The organism is Ralstonia psammae (genome assembly GCF_958405935.1).
Classification (GTDB): Bacteria; Pseudomonadota; Gammaproteobacteria; order Burkholderiales; family Burkholderiaceae; genus Ralstonia; species Ralstonia psammae.
Map to the genome: position 1 here is coordinate 224062 of NZ_CATZBU010000005.1, position 19619 is coordinate 243680.

The following is a 19619-nucleotide window of genomic DNA, read 5'->3' on the forward strand; positions in this document are numbered from 1 at the left end:
CAGGGCGCGGGGCTAACGCGTCGGCGTGCCGCGCGGACGGAACGCGGCAAGCACCCGGCGCGTGACAAACAGCGAGAGATAGTCGTGCACGCTGGCGTCGGCGGCCAATGTGCGCATTGTCTGTATGTACTGCTCGCGAACGAGATCGGCCGGTGCGCCGGTGTCGTGTGCGATTTGGTGGATTTGCTCGTCCTGGTCTGCGATGGCGGTACCCATGTTTCCTTCCCGTCGTTGCTTTGGCAGTGACGCGCGGGGCTGACTTGCGCAGCGAGTGACCACTATAGGAAACGCCCCCGAACAATCCAGCCTTGTTGCAAAGCTTTCAGCGGGCGGCCTGCGCGGCATCAAAACGGTGCTGTTGCCGGTGCAAAGACTGCACCGGCAAGGGTCACTTGCCCCAGTTCGCAGGCATGCTCTGCAAGCCGATGGCGGCGCCCGACGTATCTGTCACACGCGCCAGTTCACGATACGCAATCGCCTGCACGCGCTCGGGCAGCGGCACGAACTTCGCACGCGCGGCCAGTTCGTCGCCGTGAAAGTAACCCCACGTCAGAAATTTGAGCGCGGCCAGCGTGCGCGCGCCCGATGCGCTGACCGCCGGCACGACGATGAAGGTGCCCATGGTGATGGGCCACGTCTCTGCACCCGGCAGGTTGACCAACGGCGCGGTGAAATCGCCCTTGCGGTTCCACGCGCTCTGCATCACGGCTTCACGGAAGCCGCTTACCTGCGCGCTGACAAAGCGGCCTGCCGCGTTGCGCAACTGCACGCCGCTCAGATCGTTGTCGAGGATGTAGTTGTAGTCGACATAACCGATGGCGCCGGGCGTGGCCTGCACCGCTTTGACCACTTCGCCGCTGCCCTTGGCGGCTGTGAAGCCGGCGGGCCAGTTGATGGTCGACTTGGTGCCGTAAGCGCTTTTCCAGTCGGCACTGATGGCGCTCAGGTAGTCGGTGAAGTGGTACGTCGTGCCTGAGCTGTCGGAGCGTACGACAGGATGGATCTTGAGCTTGGGCAACGTCATGCCCGGGTTCAGCGCGCGCAGCTCGGGCGCATCCCAACTCTCGACCTTGCCGAGGAAGATCTGGGCCAGTAGCTCGCCCGTCAGCTTGAGTTGACCGCGCGGCACACCCGGCACGTTCACAAACGGCACCGCACCCGTTACCACCGACGGCACGCAGACGAGGCCCGCCTTGGCTGCCTCCGCGCTGGAGAGCGGCACGTCGGACGCGCCAAAATCCACCGCGCCCGCGCGAATGCGCTTCAGGCCTTCCCCCGAACCCACCGCGTCATAGTTGAGCGCCACGCCCGACGACGCGGCGTACCCCGCTGACCAGACGCGATAGACCGGCGCAGCGGCGGTTGACCCTGCGCCGCGCACCTCCGCGCGAGCGAGAACCGGCAAGCCCGCGGCCGCAACGGCCAGGGCGAGAACAACGTGCTTGAACATGGGGAGACCTGCGGACTGCAGAAGACGCAAAGGGTGCGATTGTAGCGATGCGCCTATGACAGGACGGCGTGCGGCCCGGATTGAGCCCATCCACAACATGGGGATCTGTTGTAAGACGTTCCGCAAACGTTGGGCGGAGTAGGGGGTGGGATCGGCGGTTTTGTTTAGTGCCCGCCGATCCTTGAACACCGATCAGGCGACGGTGCTGGCCGCGTCGGCCTTGATCAACCCCTCCGCCATCAAAGCCGCCTGGACCTGCGGTCGCGCACCCACCCGTGCCATATACGCCTGCACATGCGAGTACGCCCCCATCGGCAGCGCCAGGAAGTTCGTCCAGTTCAGCACCGCAAAGGCATAGGCGTCGGCCACGCTGTAGGTGTCGGCCAGGTGCGGCTGTTTGGCGAGGCGGGCATCGAGTTCGGCAAAGCGCTTGGCGAGCTTGTCCTTGGCACCCTGGCGTGTGGCTTCGGGCGTTTCCTTGTACCAGAGCGGGCCGAAGCCCTTGTGCAGCTCGGTGCTGACGAAGGTGAGCCATTCGATCACGGCCATGCGGTGCGCGCTGCCGGGCTTGCCGATCAGCGCTTGCGTCGGGTCGAGGTCGGCCACGTATTGCAGCAGCGCGGCGGCTTCGGTGTGGCGCGAGCCGTCGGCCAGTTCCAGCAGCGGCACGTAACCGCGCGGCGAGATCGTGTAGAAATCCGTGCCGTCGGCGGTGATGTGCTTGGCAAGGTCGACGGCGGTCAGGTCAAACTGCGCACCCACCTCGCGCAAGGCGATATGCACGGCCAGCGAGCAGGCGCCGGCGGAGTAGTAGAGCTTCATGGTCGTAGTCTCGTGAACGGGTTGGGAAGCCGCCAACGGCGGCGGTGATGACACTGTAGGATTGCGTCAGTGCCAATGAAATAGGCAGGACAGCAAATCATGATTGCGCAGACGCAATACAAATTGAGCGCAGCAGACCTCGAGATCGTGCTGGCGATGGTGCGCACGGGCACGCTGGCGGCAGCGGGCGAACGGCTTGGCGTGGATGCCTCCACCGTGTTCCGGTCGTTGCAGCGCATCGAGCGGGGGCTCGGGGCAACCCTGTTTGCGCGCTCGCGTACAGGCTATCTGGCAGGGGACCTGGCGCAGGCCCTGGCGGAACAGGCCGAGCAGGTGGAGTCGGCGCTAGAGGCCGCGCGATCGGCGGTGCATGCGGCGCCGGATCAGGTGTCGGGCACGGTGCGCATCACGACCACCGACACAATTCTCGTCGGCCTGGTCGCGCCCGCGTTGAAGGTGCTGCACGCTCAGCATCCGAACCTGGACTACGACCTCCGTGTGAGCAACGAGCTGGCCAGCCTGACCCGGCGCGATGCCGACATTGCCGTGCGGGCCACGCGTCGTCCGCCGCAGCATCTGGTGGGCAAGCACATCGGGTCGATTCGCGTGGGGCTGTATGCCGGGCGCACGAGCGGCATCACCTACGCCGATGTCGAAGCCGGCCGCACGCCGTGGCTCGCAATTGATGATGCGATTCCGGAGCATCCGTCGGTCAGCTGGCGCAAACGGCATTTCCCCAAGGTCATGCCGACCTACTTCGTCAACAGCCTGCAGATCGCGGCCGAAATGGTGGGGATGGGCATGGGCGTCGGGATTCTGCCCGTGGTGATGGCGCAGGCGCGCAGCGATCTGGTGGCGCTGCGCGATCTGCAGGATGCCAATCCATCGGAGCTATGGTTGCTGACGCATCCGGAATCGCGCCATCTGCGGCGGATCGCGGTGGTGTATGGGCACTTGGCGCAGACGCTGCGTTTGCCGTAGTTTCAATGGGCAGCGACGGCCGGGGCGACCGGTTGCTTGTCGGGAATGAGCGCAGCACGGCGGCGCAAATCTTCGGTCGTTTCGCCATTGCCATCGGGCCGCCAGCCTGGCGGGCAGAACAGGTAACCCAAAACTTCGCCGGCCGAGCGGGCGGTCTTCAGGTCTTGCCACAGCCCGCGCCAATGCGCGAATTCAATCACCAGCAGGTTGTACGTGCGCATCGGGTGCACGAGGCCGTAGCGGCAGGGCACGTCTTTGCGTTCGGGGATGTAGGTGCCGAACAGCCGGTCGAACACGATCAGCACGCCGCCGTAGTTGCCGTCGAGGTATTCGAGGTTGGATGCGTGATGCACGCGGTGTGCCGAGGGCGTGTTCAGTACCCATTCCAGCGGGCCGAGGCGCGGGATCCACGTGGCGTGAATCCAGAACTGGTAGAGCAGATTGAGCGACAGCAGCATCAACACGATGCGCGGCGGCATGCCCAGCAGCGGCGCGAGGGCAAAGAAGGCGAGCGTGCCGGTCAACCGGCCCGTCCAGCCGAAGCGGTAGGCGGCCGAGAGGTTCAGGTCATTCGGGGAGTGATGGATGGCGTGCGTGCACCAGAACCAGCGTACGCGGTGCGCGGCGCGGTGGTACCAGTAATAGCAGAGCTCCTGACCCAGAAAGCACGCGGCCCAGCCCGTCCAGTGGTCCATCGGCAGGGTCCAGAGACGATGCTGGTAGACCCATTCGAGGCCCTGCGTCCAGAACGCCAGCGGCAGCAGCCAGCGTAGTGGGTACTCGCGTACCAGGAAATCCACCACCGACACGCCGGCGGCCTTCCAGTCGTAGTTGGCCCAACCGTGTCTTAGTGACAGCACGATCGCCTCGGCCAGTGACGACACCAGCACGAGCACGACCGCAATCTTCAGGATGGTGAACAGCACGGCCATGGCGCAGGGCTCCCGGCTCCGTAGGGAATGCCAGCGACGGTACTGCAAAGGGTGCCAGGGCGGCAATCGGGACCGACGCCGGGGCGTCTTACAACATGTTCAACGGCCCCAGGTGTTGTTGCGGTTGTGCAGAAAAATGTGCACGCCGCCGCTCTTGTCTTGCGCCACACCGGCACTGCCCCAGGGATAGCGCGTCAGGCCGCCCGGGTCTTTGCCAAGTTTGCTCGCCATCCAGCGGCGGTGATGCTGTTCCACGACATCGATGTCGTCGTACGAAACCGGCTGCGCCAGCTCGACGAATACGCTGACGAGCGCGTCGGCTTCAAACCGCAGGCTGACGGTCACGGGCGTGGTGCCGTCCAACGCAGCCACCGTTGCAAATTGGCAGGGGACGTCTTTGCCCTCGACGCTCACGGACCGCACAGGCCCGACTGCAAAGCGTGCCGGCAGCGCATCGGCTCTTGTTTGCGGCGTGATGCGGATGCCGGCGAACTGGATGTCGCCGGTAGCCGGGTCGATGTGAAGGGCGTCGCGCATGGGCTTGGGTTTCAAGGGAATGAATTGCCTGGGCAATCATATGAGGCATTTCCTTTTATATCAGCCATTCCTTCGTGGGGACGGGTTTTGCCGGCTCAAGTTCGTCCGTGAGGTGCCGTAGCTGCTTGGGTGGCCCCGACAGCCAGCGGTCGGTTCTGGAGGGCGCTGCGGCAAGCACTGTACGCAGTCAGATCCATGCAAAACGTTGGACCCAGAAGAATCATGATCTCCTCTCTCCGCACCCGAATTCTCCTCATCTCATCGGCCACCGTGATCGGTGCCCTGGCGCTGTCCGGCGCCGCCACGTATTCCATCGTCCGTTCCAACACGATGGAATCGATCGACCAGAACCTCGCCGCCGTTGCCAGCGGCAACACGCTCGCCATCGACAAGTGGGTCGCGGCCAAGGCACAGGCCGTGAAGGCCACCGCCGGCGTGATCGAGCACGGTGACCCGCAAGGCTTCGGCAAGCACATGGGCGACGCGAACGGCTTCCCCATCATCACGATCGGCTGGACAGACAAGAGCTTCATCTCGACCAGCGCCACCACGCCCAAGGATTACGACCCGACCGCGCGCCCCTGGTACAAGCAGGCCCTCGCCGCAGGCCAACTGCTCGTCACCAAGCCTTACGGCGATGTGTCGACCGGCGTGCCCTACGTGTCGTTTGCCGCGCCGCTCGTCAAGAACGGTGAAACCACCGGTGCGCTGTCCGGCGCCGTGCCGCTCGATGGCGTGCGCGAGGTGGTGGCAGCGGTCCACCCGACGCCGTCCAGCCTCGCCTTCGTGGTCGCCAAAGATGGCCAGGTGATTGCCCACCCGGACGCAAAACTGATGCTCAAGCCGGCCACCGACGTTGCGCCGTCGCTCACCGTCGATACGCTCGCCAATTTGGCCAAGGCCACGTCACCGCTGGAGGTCGAACTGGCCGGCGCGCCGAAGCTGCTCAAGGCGCAGGCCGTGCAGGGCACCGACTGGTATCTCGTCATCGCGCTGGACAAGGCCGAGGCAACCGCCGGTTTGCGCAACGTCGTGCGTGCGCTGGCCGTGGCCATGGTGCTGCTGACGCTGGCTGCCGTGGGCATCGCCGCGTTCTTCACCTCGCAATCGTTCCGCCGCCTGTCGCAGGTGCGCGATGCGATGGACACCATCGGCTCCGGCGGTGGTGACCTGACGCATCGTCTGCCCGTGGTCGGTAACGATGAAGTCGCGCAGATCAGCGCGTCGTTCAACACGTTCATCGACAAGATTGGCGAAGTGCTGCTGGAAGTGCGCGCCAGCGTCGACAGCATGAAGTCCGCCACCGGCGAGATCGAAGCGGGCAACCGCGATCTTTCCAACCGCACCGAGGTCTCGGCAAGCAACCTGCAGGAAACCTCCGCCGCGTTGACCGAGCTGACGACCAGCGTCAAGAATTCCGCCGATGCGGCGGTGCAGGCCACGCGCCTGGCCAGCGACGCCAGCAATGCCGCCACGCGCGGCGGCGAGGTGGTCTCGAGCGCTGTCAGCACGATGGACGAGATCGCCAAGTCGTCGGCGCGCATTACCGAGATCATCGGCGTGATCGACAGCATTGCGTTCCAGACCAACATCCTTGCGCTGAATGCAGCGGTGGAGGCCGCCCGCGCCGGCGAGAACGGCCGCGGCTTTGCCGTGGTGGCCGGCGAGGTGCGCACGTTGGCGCAACGCAGCGCCACGGCCGCGCGCGAGATCAAAGATCTGATCCAGGCATCGGAAGCCAGCGTGAAGACCGGCGCGCAGCGCGTGCAGGCTGCCGGCGCAACGATGCAGGAGATCGTGCAGGGCATCGAGCGTGTCGCGCGCATCATCGGCGAGATCGACGGCGCGATGCACGAGCAGAGCACCGGTATCAGCCAGATCGATCGCAGCGTCGCCGAGATGGACCAAGCCACGCAGCAGAACGCGGCGCTGGTGGAGCAGTCGACGGCCGCATCGTCGATGCTCAACGAGCAAGCGCACGGCCTGGCACGCACGGTTGGGCTGTTCAAGCTGCGCAACGTCTGACGCGCCGTACCCCTCTTCAACGCGCCCGGGCCGGGTGCTCCTTTGCCTAGAATGGAGCCCCGGCAACGTTCCCTGCGCCTCTCGCCTTCGGCGGACGTTGCCTGACCTCAACGCTCCGCCTGTATGCCCAATGTGCTGATCCTCGGTGGCCGCGCGCCGGTGGCGCTCGACCACGCCCGCCGCTTTGCCCACCAGGGGTGGACGGTCTGCATTGCCGACAGCATTCCGTGCCAGATCAGCGGCGCCTCCAAGGCGGTTGCGGCCACCTTTCGCATGGCATCGCCCCGCCATGCCCCGGCGCAGTTCGCGGCGGGGCTCGCACGCATCGTGCGTGAGCAGGCCATCGATCTGGTGGTGCCGACGTGCGAGGAAGTCTTCTTCGTATCGCGCTATCGGCATCATTTGCCGAGTCACGTGCGCGTACTGGCCGAAGACTTCGACAAGCTGCGCGCCGTGCACAGCAAATGGCAGTTCCTTGAACTTGCGCAGGCGTGCGGCGCCGATGTGCCGGTCTCTGCGCGGGTGCGCACCTTGGATGAAGCGCGCGCCTGGGCAGCAGGGCGGCCGGTGGTGCTCAAGCCGGAGTTCTCGCGCTTTGGCGTGCATGTGCGCCTGTATCGCAACGGCATCCCCGGCAATGCGCCGCCGCTGGCTGATCTGGGCATGTGGGTGGTACAGACCTGGGTGGCGGGGCAGGAGTTCTGCTCGTACAGCGTGGCCGATCGCGGCAGGCTTGTGGCGCACGCGCTGTATCGCCCGGACTGGCGCATGTCGACCAGCGCGAGCTTCTACTTCGCGCCCGCGCGCATCGATGCCGTGCGCAACTTCGTCGCCAACTTCGCGCGCAAGCTCGACTTTACGGGGCAGCTCTCGTTCGACTGGATCCAGCAGGCCGATGGCCGCGTGAGCCCGCTCGAATGCAACCCGCGCGCGACCAGCGGCTGCCACCTGTTTGGCCTCGACGATGCATTGCCCGCCGCCCTGGCCGGTACGCTCGACGGCTGCATCGAACCGTCGCCGGGTGTGCCGCGCATGGCGGCTGCGGTAATGGCATCGGCGGGGCTGTTCGATGCGGTGCGCCACGGCACGCTGCGCCAATGGCGCCAAGACTGGCGCGCCGCCACCGACGTCATCGCCACGCCGGGCGACCGCGGTCCGCTGTGGGGCGGCGTGCGCGATCTCGCGGCCTATGCGCGCATGGCGATCGCCCAGCGTTGCAACATGCGCGAAGCTGCCACGCAAGACATCGAGTGGGACGGCCAGGAGCTGCCCGAGGCATGAATGCCCCCGGCACGGTGCCGCGTGCGTGCTTTGCCGACAAGGCGAGCGCCTTCCTGCACGTGCATCGCGGGCAGGCGTCGCAGCCGTTCGTCGCCAATCTGGTGACGCAGGTCGACGTGGTGGAGGCCGGCGGTTTGCCGCTGCCGGTGACCATCAACGGCAGTGAGGATGGCGCCGGTCATGACGGGAACGCCTGGGTCTGCTCGCCCATCACCACGTATGGCCGCTATGCGGCGGAAGAATCCGAACGCCTGATGCCGCGCGTGCTGCGGCCGCTCCTGCGCGGCGCAATCGGCGTGGCCGATGCGTGGATGCGGCATGCGCAACTGGATCGCGCGGTGGCCGTCAACAACTGGCTGGTCAGTACGAACCTGTATCCGTCGGCAGCGGAGGTTGATCTTGATGCGCTGGTGCGCACGTGCCGCGAGCGTTGGCCTGATCGCGCGATCTGGCTGCGCTCGCTCAACACGACGCAGCACGCCGCGTGGTTGCGTGCGGCGCACGGCGCCGGCTTCGACCTGATTCCCACGCGGCAGGTGTATCTGTTCCAGCACCTGCAGCGTGCGTCGCGCATGTCGGAGCTGCGTCGTGATCTGCGGCGGGACCTCAAGCTGCTCGAAGCGACCCCGCTGACGTTCGTGCCGCACGACGCCTTTACCGATGCCGACTTTGCCCAGGCCGAGCGGCTGTATGCGCAGCTTTATCTCGACAAGTATTCCGCGCTGAACCCGCGCTATACGGCAGCGTTTGTTCGCGCGTGGCATGCGGCAGGGCTGCTCGAATGCGCGGGCTTTCGGGATGCGCAGGGCGTGCTGCGCGCGGTGGTCGGCGTGTTTGGGCAGGGGCCGTTGTTGACCGCGCCCCTCGTCGGATACGACACGACGTGGCCGCAGCAGGCGGCGCTGTATCGCCTGCTGATGGCGCACGTGTTGCGCCTGACGATCACGCGCGACGCCGAGCTGAACCTGAGCGCTGGCGCGGCACATTTCAAGCGCTTGCGCGGCGGCGTGCCCGCCATCGAGATGAGCGCCGTGTACTGCGGACATCTGCCGACCGCCACGCGCCGCGCCATGGCCGTGCTGCGCACCCTCACCACCCGGATCGGCGTGCCGATCATGCAACGCTTTCAGTTATGACTGCCTGGAACTCCACGCTGCTGCGCGGTTGGTACCCCGTCGCCGAGGCGCATCGCCTGTGCGACAAGCCGATGCGCGTGACCGTCTTTGGCCGCGCGGTGGTGCTGGCGCGCTTGCCCTCGGGCGGCCTGCTTGCGCTTGATGATCGCTGCCCGCATCGGCATGTGCCGTTGTCCGACGGCCAGCTTGTGGGCGAGACACTGCGGTGCAGGTACCACGGCTGGACGTTCGGCGCCGACGGCCGCTGCACTGCCATGCCGGGCATGTGCCCGAGCGCCGCTGTGCCCGCGGTGCAAGCGAACGTGTGGCAGGTCTTCGAACACGACGGGCTGATCTGGATGAGCGCACGGCCGCCAGGGGAAGCTGCCCCTGCCGCATTGCCCGAATTCCTGAATCGCTTGCCGGCCGGCAGCCGCCGTTTTCTGTGGAGCACGTTGTGGCAGGCCCGCCCGGCCGACGCGCTGGAGAATTTTCTCGACCCGCTGCACACGCATCTCGTCCACCCAGGCCTCGTGCGCAGCCATGGCGCACGCCAGCCGATGACGGTGATCGTCACCCAATCGGCAGATGGCTTGCAGGTGGACTACACCGGTCAGGCGCAGCAAAGCGGTTTGCTGTACCGCCTGTTCGAGTCGCCACGCACGATGGAGCGTGCGCATTTCGGTATCGCCACACCCGCGACCGCGCAGCTTGAATACCGCTACGCCAATGGCAGCGCGCTGTACTTCACGTTGCATTTCACGCCCGAAAACGACCTGCGCACGCGTCTGTTTGCGACGCTGCATGTGGAAAACCGCTGGGCGCCGGCCTGGGCTGTGCGGTGGTTCGTGTGGCCGTTCCTGCACCGCGTGGCAGAGCAGGACCGCCGCGTGGTTGAAGCGCAGGCCGCCAACAGCGCGCGCTTTGGCCGGCACGATGGCATTTCTACCGAACTCGATCTCGTGCGGCCGATGCTGGACGCGGTGTGGATGCCGAACGGAACGCCCGTGGAGCCAGGTGAGTGGGTGATGCAGATGTGGGTGTAGCGCTGCCCGCCGCCTGCGCCGTTACATCGACCGCCCGTCGAAGTGAGTGACCGGTACACCGGCCAGATCGATGTCTTCAAGGCAGCGGACGTTGACGGCAATCATCGGCGTGCCGTCGGGCATGACGCCCTCGGCATACGGGTGGATGCCGCAGGTCGGGCAGAAGCGGTGTTTGATCACATGCTTGCGGAAGAGATAGGTGCTGGCGTTGTCTTCCGGCGTGAGCAGCCGCACCTTGTCGCGCGCCACGAACCACAGCAGCGACCCCTTGCGTTGGCAGATCGAGCAGTTGCATGCCATCGCGCTTTCCGGATCGCCTTCGACTTCGAACGCGACCTTCCCGCAGTGGCAGCTTCCCTTGTGTGTCATGCCGGTCTCCTTGTGGCTTGTGTTGGTGGTGGGCTTGGCGCCGTCCACTATAGGCGAGCAGGTTCGCGCACGATGTCTCCTTTCTCAGCAATCGCCCTAGGTCTCCGCGTCCGCGCACCGATGCGACAATCGCCGCGAGTTCGCCAAACGCAAGGGATCAACGAACGCGCCACGGATCGCCGCACCTTGACGGCGGCCGCGTCATGAGGAGCCATCATGCATTGCCATCGTCCTGCTGCTGTGATCCGGGCGGTTTCTGCCGCCGCCATCCTTGCCGGCAGTGCCGGTGCATTTGCGCAAACGCCGGAACCGCCGGCTGCTCCGGCTTCGGCGCCGGCGCTCGCGGCGCAGATCATCAACATGGGCGGCATGACGCCGGACGAGATCGGCCCCGTGATCGCTGAGATGGGTACGCTGCGCACCAAGACCCTGGTGACGGCGGCCAACGGCACGGTGGGCGTCCAGGTGGGCACCGTGGCCAAGCACACGCATACCTACTCGGACGAGATCCAGTACGTGATGTCGGGCACGGCCACCGTTTGGCTCGACAACGCGTCGCGCGAGGTCAGGGCGGGCGATCTGATCGTGATTCCGCGTGGCGTGGTGCACGGAACGCTGACCACCAGCACGGATTTCAAGTCGATGGCGATCAAGCTGCCGCCGCAGCGCGCGGGCGATACGCACAAGGTGCCGTGATATCTGCGCCGTGATCTGCGGCATGTTGGCCTGGGTCAGGTCGGGATAAAAACACCATCCCTTACAATGGCGCCCTCCTAAAGAGTCCATCGCCATGTCCGCACCGCTCGCCAACGACACCTTCCTGCGCGCCCTGCGCCGCCAGCCCACCGACTACACGCCGCTGTGGCTGATGCGCCAGGCGGGCCGCTATCTGCCCGAGTACAACGCCACGCGCGCGCGGGCCGGCAGCTTTCTCGGCCTGGCCAAGTCGCCGGCATACGCGACGGAAGTGACGCTGCAGCCGCTGGACCGCTATCCGCTGGACGCGGCGATCCTGTTCTCCGACATCCTGACCGTGCCCGATGCCATGGGCCTGGGCCTGTCGTTCGCGCAGGGCGAGGGCCCGCGTTTTGCCAAGCCGGTGCGCACGGAAGCCGATGTGGCGGCGCTGTCGGTGCCGGACATGTCGTCGCTGCAATACGTGTTCGATGCCGTGGCGGAAATCCGCCGTGCGCTCGTGCAGGACGGCCGCCAGCGTGTGCCGCTCATCGGCTTCTCAGGCAGCCCCTGGACCCTGGCCTGCTACATGGTCGAAGGCAGCGGCTCGGACGACTTCCGCACCGTCAAGTCGATGCTCTACGCGCGCCCGGACCTGATGCACCGCATCCTGGAGATCAACGCGCAGGCCGTGATCGACTACCTGAATGCACAGATCGAGGCGGGCGCGCAGGCCGTGATGGTGTTCGACACCTGGGGCGGTGCACTGGCCGACGGCATTTACCACGCGTTCTCGCTGGCCTACATGGCACGTGTGGTGAAAGGCATTCGTGCCGGGGCCGATGGCCAGCGCGTGCCCGTCATCCTGTTCACCAAGGGCGGCGGCCTGTGGCTCGAAGCCATGGCCGAGACCGGTGCCGACGCGCTGGGCGTGGACTGGACCGTCAACTTGCAGCAGGCCCGTCTGCGAACGGCAGGCCGCGTTGCCCTGCAGGGCAACTTGGACCCGGCGGTGCTGTTTGCCGAACCCGATGCGATTCGCGCCCAGGTGCGCCGCGTGCTGGAAGATTACGCAGCCAGCGGCGATAGCGACGGCCACATCTTCAACCTTGGCCACGGCATCTCGCAATTCACGCCGCCCGAAGCCGTGTCGGTGCTGGTGGACGAGGTGCACAGCTTTAGCCGCGCGCTGCGCACGAAAGCGAAGTAAGGCGTACGAGATCAATGCTGCGGTGCGATAGCGTTTGAATCGGGCCGCAGTTGTGCGTGAAGCCGGGGGCACGGGTGGAATCTTCGCCGCTTTGGTGCAGTGGGGGTGAGTGACTACTCGCGTGCCGGTGGCCCCATCTGGCCCGAAAGAGGTGTCAAGCGATTTATTTCGCGTTTTCTGGTGCGTAAGTGGGCTGTCAAGACTTGACTTATGCACAAAGCTGTCACGGCTGGGTCTTTCCGCGGCGCAACAGGAAAAGCGGTGTGCATCCAACGCATAAGTGTTTGATTTTTCTGAAAGAAAGCCGCATGCGCCTAAATCGTGCAAGCTAGAAAAACGGCAGATCCATTGGCCTTCGCCGGCACGGCAGGCGACTTTTCAACAAAGTTATCCACAGGCTGTGTGGACAGCCCGGAAAACGGTCGCCGATCAGGGCGCCAAGGCACAAACCTCAAGTAATACTTGAACATTGAGCCGGCCACGGCAATGGCTGTGAAGGCAAGGTGAGATGGGCAAGACGCATTTCCCAGGTGCAGGATCCGCCGCTGCATCGCAACATTCCCTTTGCAATTCAACCGTTTGCGCTCCGCATGACCACCGCCCACGTCGACGCCGCGTTTTCTGATGCCCAGGTGTCGGGTGCCATTGTTCGCGTAGTGATCGATACGCCGCTCGATGCGGTGTTCGATTACCGGTGTGCGCAGCCCGTGCTGCCGGGGCAACTGGTGATCGTGCCGTTTGGCAACCGGCGCGTGGTGGCGTGGGCGATCGAAACCGCCGCGACCACCGATGTGCCGTACGAGAAGCTGCGCGATGTGGAGCGGGTGCTCGACTGGGTGCCGCCGCTCGACGTCGAATGGCGGGCGCTTGCCGAATTTGCTGCCGGTTATTACCACCGTGCGCTGGGCGAGGTGACGTTGCCGGCCCTGCCGCCGTTGTGGCGCACGCCCGGCAGCTGGGACAACCTCGCGCGCCAGGCCAACGAAACCGTCTACGTGATGTTTGAACCGGCACGGGCTGCGTTGCTGGAGAGCATTCCCAAACGTGCCTCTGGGGCCATGCGCCTGGCCGAAGCGCTGACCGGCGATGGCGAACTGTCCACCAGTGCTGCCGTCGAGCTGCACGGACAAGCCGTCGCCAAGCTGCGGGATTGGGCCGCCGTCGGCTGGCTGCGCGCAGAATTGCGGCCGAAGGCGCTGCTGCCGCAACCGCTCGAATTGCCGGCGCCTTCCGTTGCGCCCGCCCTGAACGACGAACAGGCCACTGCCGTGGCCGCCATTGCTCAAGCCGGGGCGGCCCGCACGTTCAGCCCGTTCCTGCTGTATGGCGTCACCGGCAGCGGCAAGACCGAGGTCTACCTGCACGCCATCGCCGATGCCCTGGCGCGCGACCCTGCCGCGCAGGTGCTGATGCTGGTGCCCGAGATCAACCTGACGCCGCAACTGGAAGCGCGCATCGCGGCGCGTTTTCCCGGCGTGCCCATGGCCGCGCTGCATAGCGGCCTGGCTGAACAGCCGCGTGCGCTGAACTGGTTGGCCGCGCATCGCGGCGAGGCGCGCATCGTGCTCGGCACGCGGCTGGCGATGCTGGCGTCGCTGCCCAACCTGGCGCTCATCCTCGTCGACGAGGAACACGACACCTCGTACAAGCAGCAGGAGGGGCTGCGCTATTCCGCACGCGACTTGGCCCTATGGCGTGCCAAGCAGCGCAACATCCCCGTCGTGCTGGGTTCGGCCACGCCGTCGCTGGAAACCTGGTGGCGCGCGGAGCACGGCGCCACGACACGCCTGACGCTCTCGCAACGCGCGCAGGCGGAAGCGGTGCTGCCGCGCGTGTCGCTCATCGACCTGAATCTGGAGCGCCGCGCCGGGCGCGAGATTCGCGATGGTCTGTCCAAACCGCTCGTCGATGCGATGGCCGATCGCCTGGCGCGTGGCGAACAGAGCCTGCTGTTCCTCAACCGCCGCGGCTACGCGCCGGTATTGTCATGCGATGCGTGCGGGTGGCTGTCGGGGTGCCCGCGGTGCTCGGCGTATCTGGTGCTGCACAAGCCCGAGCGGCGCCTGCGCTGCCACCACTGTGGGTACGAATCCCGCATCCCGCATCACTGCCCCGACTGCGGCAACGTCGACATCGCGCCGCTCGGGCGCGGCACACAGCGCATCGAAGAGACACTCGGCGAGCTGTTTCCGCAGGCGCGCGTGGCCCGCATCGACGCCGATTCCACCCGCCGCAAGGGCAGCGCCGAAGCGCTGTTCGACACCGTGCACGAAGGCAGCGTCGACATCCTGATCGGCACGCAGATGGTCGCCAAGGGGCATGACTTCCAGCGGGTGACGCTGGTGGGCGTGGTCGCGCCCGACCCCTCGCTGTTCTCACATGACTTCCGCGCTGGGGAGCATCTCTTTGCCTCGCTGATGCAGGTGGCGGGCCGCGCGGGCCGGGCCGGGTTGGCGGGAGAGGTGCTGATCCAGACGCGGTATCCAGACGCACCGGCGTTGCAGGCGCTGGTTCGGCACGACTACGACGGTTTTGCGCGCCAACTGCTGCGGGAGCGCAAGCAAGCGGGGCTGCCGCCGTTTGCCTATCAGGCGTTGTTGACCACCGAGCACAAGGAGGTGGCGCGGGCGCTGGAATTCCTCGCGGCTGCGCGGGCGTTGGGCGAGACGCTTGTCGCTGAATTGGGTGCGCCGGTCTTCCTGCACGATCCGGTGCCGATGACCATGGTGCGGCTGGCCAACCGCGAGCGCGCCCAACTGCTGGTGGAATCGGCTTCCCGCGCGGCGCTCCAAAAGCTGCTATCGGCCTGGACGGAGCGTTTTGCCGAGATTGGCAAGGCGGTGAAAGGCGTGCGGTGGCAACTGGAGATTGATCCGCTGCGGATTTGAGGTTTCGGGTTTTACTGGTTTGGCCCGACCGCCTGGGCCACGAGGCCCCAAAAGGCGATCCTCCATCACGTGCGGTTGCACCAAAATTACGCCCTTTGAACCAAGGGGTTTTACTAGGTTGCACCTCGATTCCCGCCAGGCGTATGATCCGCTCAATTTGCCGGCCACAAGCCAGGCAATGGCAGCTTTGGATAGGAACCCACATGGCTACAACCACCCTCGGGGTCAAGCTGGACGATGCTTCGCGTGAACGCCTCAAGCGCGTTGCGCAGTCTATTGACCGCACGCCGCACTGGCTGATCAAGCAGGCGATCTTCACGTATCTGGACCAAGTGGAGCGGGGGCAGCTGCCAAATGACGCAAACGGCACGGCGGCGGATGGCCTCCCGTCCGCCGCCGCAGCCGTCTCGGATGTGCACGAGGGAGACGAACCCGCGGTGCAACCGTTTCTCGAATTCGCACAGAGCGTGCAACCGCAATCGGTCTTGCGCGCCGCCATCACCGCCGCATACCGCCGGCCGGAAACCGAAGCCATTCCGATGTTGCTGGAGCAGGCCCGCTTGCCGGGCGCGCTCGCCTCGGAGGCCAAGCAACTCGCGCGGGACCTGGCCGGCAAGCTGCGCACGCAAAAGGTCGGTACCGGCCGTGAAGGCCTGGTGCAGGGCCTGATCCAGGAATTCTCCCTGTCGAGCCAGGAAGGCGTGGCGCTGATGTGCCTGGCCGAAGCGCTGCTGCGCATTCCCGACAAGGCCACGCGCGACGCGCTCATCCGCGACAAGATCAGCAACGGCAACTGGCATTCCCACCTGGGCCAGAGCCCGTCGCTGTTCGTGAATGCCGCCACCTGGGGCCTGCTGCTCACGGGCAAGCTGGTCGCCACGCACAACGAAGCCGGCCTGTCGAAAGCCCTCACGCGCATCATCGGCAAGAGCGGCGAACCGCTGATCCGCAAGGGCGTGGACATGGCGATGCGCCTGATGGGCGAGCAGTTCGTCACCGGCGAAACCATTTCCGAAGCGCTGGCCAACGCGCGCAAGTTCGAAGCCGAGGGCTTCCGTTATTCCTACGACATGCTCGGCGAGGCCGCCATGACGGAGGAAGACGCCCAGCGCTACCTCGCGTCGTACGAACAAGCCATCCGCGCGATCGGGCAGGCCTCGGGCGGGCGCGGCATCTACGAAGGGCCGGGCATCTCGATCAAGCTGTCGGCGCTGCACCCGCGCTACAGCCGCGCGCAATACGACCGCACCATCAACGAGCTGTACCCGCGCGTGAAGGCGCTGGCGATGCTGGCCCGCGAATACGACATCGGCATCAACATCGATGCGGAAGAAGCGGACCGCCTGGAGCTGTCGCTCGACCTGCTGGAGCGCCTGTGCTTCGCGCCCGAGCTTGCCGGCTGGAACGGCATCGGCTTCGTGGTGCAGGGCTACCAGAAGCGCTGCCCGTTCGTGCTGGACTACATCATCGATCTGGCGCGCCGCAGCAAGCACCGCCTGATGATCCGCCTGGTGAAGGGCGCTTACTGGGACAGCGAGGTCAAGCGCGCCCAGGTCGACGGCCTGGAGGGCTATCCGGTCTATACGCGCAAGGTCTACACGGATGTGTCGTACCTGGCCTGCGCACGCAAGCTGCTGGCTGCGCCGGAAGCAATCTTCCCGCAGTTCGCCACGCACAACGCCCACACGCTCGCCGCGATCTACCAGATGGCCGGCCAGAACTATTACCCCGGCCAGTACGAATTCCAGTGTCTGCATGGCATGGGCGAGCCGCTGTACGAGCAGGTCGTGGGCAACAAGCCGGGCAAGCTGAACCGTCCGTGCCGCATCTACGCGCCGGTCGGTACGCATGAAACGCTGCTGGCCTACCTCGTGCGCCGTCTGCTGGAAAACGGCGCCAACACCTCGTTCGTGAACCGCATTGCGGACGAGTCGATTCCTCTGGACGACCTCGTCGCCGATCCGGTGGCGGTGGTGGAGAAGATGCACGCCGATGAAGGGACGCTCGGCCTGCCGCATCCGAAGATTCCTCTGCCACGTCATCTCTACGGCGATGTGCGTGCCAATTCGTCGGGCATTGACCTGGCGAACGAGCAGCGCCTGGCGTCGTTGTCGTCCGCCCTTCTTGCCGGCACGAGCACCGTCTGGAACGCCGAGCCGACCATCGGCGATGCGCCCTACACGGGCGCCACGCCCCAGCCCGTGCGCAACCCGGCCGACCTGCGCGACGTGGTCGGCCACGTGACGGAAGCCACCGAAGCCGACGTCGATGCCGCGCTGACAGCCGCCGCCGCGGCCGCCCCGATCTGGCAAGCCACGCCGCCCGAGGCGCGCGCCGCGCTGCTCGATCGCGCCGCCGACCTGATGGAAGGCGAGATGCAGCACCTGATGGGGCTGATCATCCGCGAGGCGGGCAAGACGCTGTCCAACGCGATTGCCGAAGTGCGCGAGGCGGTCGATTTTCTGCGCTACTACGCGGCGCAGGTGCGTGGCGGGTTCTCCAACGACACGCACCGCCCGCTGGGCCCGGTGGTGTGTATCAGCCCGTGGAACTTCCCGCTGGCGATTTTCACCGGCCAGGTGAGCGCCGCGCTGGCCGCCGGCAACCCGGTGCTGGCCAAGCCCGCGGAACAGACCCCGCTGATCGCCGCCCAGGCCGTGCGCATCCTGCGCGAAGCCGGTGTGCCGGCCGGCGCCGTGCAACTGCTGCCGGGCCGCGGCGAGATCGTCGGCGCCGCGCTGGTGAAGGACACGCGTACCAAGGGCGTCATGTTTACCGGCTCGACCGAAGTCGCGCGCATTCTGCAGCGCACGCTGGCCGGCCGCCTGGATGCCAACGGCGCGCCGATCCCGCTGATCGCCGAAACCGGCGGCCAGAACGCGATGATCGTCGATTCGTCTGCGCTGGCCGAGCAGGTGGTGGCCGATGTGTTGTCGTCTGCGTTTGATTCGGCAGGCCAGCGTTGCTCGGCGCTGCGCGTGCTGTGCCTGCAGGACGACGTGGCTGACCGCGTGCTCGCGATGCTCAAGGGCGGCATGGCTGAACTGGCAATGGGCAATCCGGACCGCCTTGCCACGGATGTTGGCCCGGTGATCGACGCCGAGGCACGCAACAACATCGTCGGCCATATCGAAGGCATGCGCGCCAAGGGCCGCCGCGTGCATCAGGCGCCGGTGCCCGCAGCCTGCGCGCACGGCACGTTCGTACCACCGACGGTGATCGAACTCGACAGCCTGTCGGACCTGACGCGCGAGATCTTCGGTCCGGTGCTGCACGTGGTGCGTTGGAAGCGTACGGCCGACAACTCGGGCCTGACCAAGCTGATCGAGCAGATCAACGGCACGGGCTACGGCCTGACGCTGGGCATCCACACGCGCATCGACGAGACCATCGCGCACGTGGTCGACCGCGCGCACGTCGGCAACCTGTATGTGAACCGCAATATCGTCGGCGCCGTGGTGGGCGTGCAGCCGTTCGGCGGCGAAGGCCTGTCGGGCACCGGCCCGAAGGCGGGCGGCCCGCTGTATCTGCTGCGTTTGCTGTCGACGTGTCCGCAGGACGGCATGCGCACCGCGCTGCAGTTGACCGCAGGTGCCGGCACGGAAATCGACACCGATGCGCGTCGCGCGCTGCTGGCGCCGTTCGATGCGCTGACGGACTGGGCACGCAAGCAGGCGCCTGAACTGGCCGCGCTGTGCGAACGCCTGGCCGCGGCCTCGGCCACCGGCGCTACAGCCACGCTGCCGGGCCCGACGGGCGAGCGCAATACCTACACGCTGTTGCCGCGCGAAGCGGTGCTGTGCGTGGCGGCCGATCCGGCGGACTGGTTGCGGCAGTTGGCAGCTGTGCTGGCCGTCGGAAGCGTGGCCGTCGTGCAGGAAAACCCTGCCATCGAAGCGGTACTTCGGGGCTTGCCGGCGGCAGTACAATCGCGCGTCCGTGTGGTCGGGTCGACCGACGAAGCGGTTTTTGATGCGGTGCTGCACCACGGCGATTCGGACCATCTGCGCGCCATCAGTGAAGGATTGGCACGACGTGCCGGCCCCATCGTGGGCGTGCAAGGCCTGCCGCATGGCGGGGAAGGGCTGGCGCTGGAGCGCCTGCTGATCGAGCGTTCGCTGTCGGTCAATACGGCCGCGGCGGGTGGCAACGCCAGCCTGATGACCATCGGCTGACGGGGAGCACGAGCAGGATTCGCGGTTCCATTCGCACGACGGGTGCGGATGGAATGCGAAGCGGGAGGAGGGCGACGGTGATCCCGTCGCGCTATTGATCCAAATTGCGTTTG

The 19619-nt window shown here is 66.2% G+C and carries 15 protein-coding genes; 9 read left to right on the plus strand and 6 right to left on the minus strand.

The window, feature by feature from the left end; all coding sequences use genetic code 11:
• Positions 1-12: 12 nt before the first annotated feature.
• From R2N16_RS13195 to gstA, 3 genes are all read right to left on the minus strand, one after another.
• On the minus strand, positions 13-216 hold the full coding sequence (locus tag R2N16_RS13195) for a DUF3562 domain-containing protein (RefSeq protein ID WP_316666172.1): 204 nt from the start codon (positions 214-216) through the stop codon (positions 13-15).
• A gap of 172 nt (positions 217-388) precedes the next feature.
• Positions 389-1450 carry a phosphate ABC transporter substrate-binding protein PstS gene (gene pstS, locus R2N16_RS13200; protein ID WP_316666173.1) on the minus strand — a complete coding sequence of 354 codons (1062 nt, stop codon included), beginning with the start codon at positions 1448-1450 and terminating at the stop codon, positions 389-391.
• 192 nt (positions 1451-1642) lie between these two features.
• Positions 1643-2272 (minus strand): glutathione transferase GstA, encoded by a 630-nt coding sequence (gene gstA, locus R2N16_RS13205; protein ID WP_316666175.1) that lies wholly within the window; start codon positions 2270-2272, stop codon positions 1643-1645.
• Positions 2273-2371: 99 nt separating this feature from the next.
• Between gstA and R2N16_RS13210 the strand changes: the two genes are divergently transcribed.
• Positions 2372-3253, plus strand: coding sequence for a LysR family transcriptional regulator (locus R2N16_RS13210; protein WP_316666176.1), 882 nt, complete (start codon positions 2372-2374; stop codon positions 3251-3253).
• Between the two features lie 2 nt (positions 3254-3255).
• On the opposite strand, the gene R2N16_RS13215 is transcribed toward R2N16_RS13210, so the two are convergent.
• The gene (locus tag R2N16_RS13215; protein WP_316666177.1) at positions 3256-4185 is read right to left on the minus strand and encodes a sterol desaturase family protein; all 930 of its coding nucleotides are present in this window, start codon (positions 4183-4185) and stop codon (positions 3256-3258) included.
• 99 nt (positions 4186-4284) lie between these two features.
• Positions 4285-4722, minus strand: a complete 438-nt coding sequence (locus R2N16_RS13220) for a hypothetical protein (RefSeq protein WP_316666178.1) — start codon at positions 4720-4722, stop codon at positions 4285-4287.
• 222 nt (positions 4723-4944) lie between these two features.
• On the opposite strand from R2N16_RS13220, the gene R2N16_RS13225 reads away from it, so the two are divergent.
• The 4 genes from R2N16_RS13225 to R2N16_RS13240 all read left to right on the plus strand — a co-directional run bounded on the left by R2N16_RS13225 (position 4945) and on the right by R2N16_RS13240 (position 10189).
• A complete protein-coding gene (locus R2N16_RS13225; RefSeq protein WP_316666179.1) occupies positions 4945-6747 on the plus strand; it encodes a methyl-accepting chemotaxis protein in 1803 nt (600 codons plus the stop codon).
• 123 nt (positions 6748-6870) lie between these two features.
• Entirely contained in the window at positions 6871-8028 is a 1158-nt protein-coding gene (locus R2N16_RS13230) for an ATP-grasp domain-containing protein (RefSeq protein ID WP_316666180.1), read from the plus strand.
• Positions 8025-9164, plus strand: coding sequence for a GNAT family N-acetyltransferase (locus R2N16_RS13235; protein WP_316666181.1), 1140 nt, complete (start codon positions 8025-8027; stop codon positions 9162-9164). Before R2N16_RS13230 ends, R2N16_RS13235 begins: the two co-directional genes overlap by 4 nt.
• Positions 9161-10189, plus strand: coding sequence for a Rieske 2Fe-2S domain-containing protein (locus R2N16_RS13240; protein WP_316666182.1), 1029 nt, complete (start codon positions 9161-9163; stop codon positions 10187-10189). The genes R2N16_RS13235 and R2N16_RS13240 overlap by 4 nt, the downstream gene beginning before the upstream one ends.
• 21 nt (positions 10190-10210) lie before the next feature.
• Here the strand turns inward: R2N16_RS13240 and R2N16_RS13245 are convergent, their stop codons facing one another.
• Positions 10211-10558, minus strand: coding sequence for a GFA family protein (locus tag R2N16_RS13245; RefSeq protein WP_316666183.1), 348 nt, complete (start codon positions 10556-10558; stop codon positions 10211-10213).
• Between the two features lie 216 nt (positions 10559-10774).
• Between R2N16_RS13245 and R2N16_RS13250 the strand changes: the two genes are divergently transcribed.
• The 4 genes from R2N16_RS13250 (at position 10775) to putA (ending at position 19506) form a co-directional block, all read left to right on the plus strand.
• On the plus strand, positions 10775-11254 hold the full coding sequence (locus tag R2N16_RS13250; protein ID WP_316666184.1) for a cupin domain-containing protein: 480 nt from the start codon (positions 10775-10777) through the stop codon (positions 11252-11254).
• Between the two features lie 94 nt (positions 11255-11348).
• Positions 11349-12443: a uroporphyrinogen decarboxylase gene (hemE, locus tag R2N16_RS13255; protein ID WP_316666185.1), complete on the plus strand. Its 1095-nt coding sequence runs from the start codon at positions 11349-11351 to the stop codon at positions 12441-12443.
• Between the two features lie 590 nt (positions 12444-13033).
• The gene (locus tag R2N16_RS13260; RefSeq protein ID WP_316666186.1) at positions 13034-15331 is read left to right on the plus strand and encodes a primosomal protein N'; all 2298 of its coding nucleotides are present in this window, start codon (positions 13034-13036) and stop codon (positions 15329-15331) included.
• Positions 15332-15534: 203 nt separating this feature from the next.
• A complete protein-coding gene (gene putA, locus R2N16_RS13265; protein WP_316666187.1) occupies positions 15535-19506 on the plus strand; it encodes a trifunctional transcriptional regulator/proline dehydrogenase/L-glutamate gamma-semialdehyde dehydrogenase in 3972 nt (1323 codons plus the stop codon).
• Positions 19507-19619 lie beyond the last annotated feature (113 nt).